The sequence below is a fragment of the Kosakonia sp. MH5 genome (assembly GCF_009935945.1).
Taxonomy (GTDB): domain Bacteria; phylum Pseudomonadota; class Gammaproteobacteria; order Enterobacterales; family Enterobacteriaceae; genus Kosakonia; species Kosakonia radicincitans.
The window spans coordinates 401-1,127 of sequence record NZ_QODH01000037.1; the positions used below are offsets into that span (position 1 = coordinate 401).

Here is a 727-nt window from a genome sequence, read left to right on the forward strand (position 1 = left end):
GTTTCCACCCAGTAGTTGAACCGAATCCAGACTCAGTCGAGGCAAGGTAACGTCTCGAGACACCACTACCACAAACTGACCATCTCTAATACACTGGACAGTCACTGCCCTCCCATAGAAACACTGCTGTCCGTTAAAGCAGCAGTTGATAGCTTCACACGCAGCACCACTGATCCCAGGTAGACCGCATTGGATCTGCTCAGAATCAGCTACAGCACATTTATCAAGTTGAACTGGCTTCTGAAGCGGAAACTGCGGCTTAGGTTGTTGTGGAACTGGCTTCTGAAGCGGAAACTGCTGGTTAGTTAGCTGTTGAACTGGCTTCTGAAGCGGAAACTGCGGCTTAGGTTGTTGTGGAACTGGCTTCTGAAGAGGGAACTGCGGCTTAGGTTGTTGTGGAACTGGCTTCTGAAGCGGAAACTGCGGCTTAGGTTGTTGTGGAACTGGCTTCTGAAACGGAAACTGCGGCTTAGGTTGTTGTGGAACTGGCTTCTGAAACAGAAACTGCTGGTTAGTTAGCTGTTGAACTGGTTTCTGAGGTGGAAACTGCTGGTTAGTTAGCTGTTGAACTGGCTTCTGGAGCTGAAACTGCTGGTCAGTTTGCTGGATCATCAGAGCTTGAGCATTCTGAAGCGATTGACTCCACTGTGGGACAGCATGACAGAAAGCACAGACCACCAAAATCTGAGCCAAACACCAACTTCCAGCCATTGTTCAACAGCTAAAC

The 727-nt window shown here is 49.1% G+C and carries 1 pseudogene; it reads right to left on the reverse strand.

Features of this window, described 5'->3' with window-relative positions:
• Nucleotides 1-612, reverse strand: a pseudogene (locus DK872_RS27795) (hypothetical protein); the annotation flags it as partial.
• Nucleotides 613-727 lie beyond the last annotated feature (115 nt).